Raw genomic sequence first — 275 nt, 5'->3', positions numbered from 1 at the left:
CGGCATCTGCCCAGGATTGAATAACGTCTTTGGCGACGGCGTTGCCGTTTTTGGCACGCTGTTCAACATCGTGGAAAGCGTCAAACATCAGCAGGGTGTGTTTTAGCTGCTCGCCAGCTTCGCGGGCCAGTTCTTCATTATCCAGTAGCTCCACCATGGAGACGATGTTGTAACCGCCTTGCATGGTACCTAGGAGTTTAACGGCATGAATTTTATCGATTAACGGAGAGCTGGCTTCTCCTTTGGCAATCGCGGTTAAAAAACCAGCTTTTACA

General features: G+C 49.8%; 1 pseudogene. It reads right to left on the bottom strand.

Annotation, left to right across the window (positions count from 1 at the left end):
• Positions 1–275, bottom strand: a pseudogene (locus R0J88_RS20000) (aconitate hydratase B); the annotation flags it as partial.

The sequence above is a fragment of the Pseudoalteromonas sp. SIMBA_162 genome (assembly GCF_046535955.1).
Taxonomy (GTDB): domain Bacteria; phylum Pseudomonadota; class Gammaproteobacteria; order Enterobacterales; family Alteromonadaceae; genus Pseudoalteromonas; species Pseudoalteromonas marina.
Note: the sequence above shows the minus strand (reverse complement) of the source record. Positions and strands in the feature narration are given on the sequence as shown.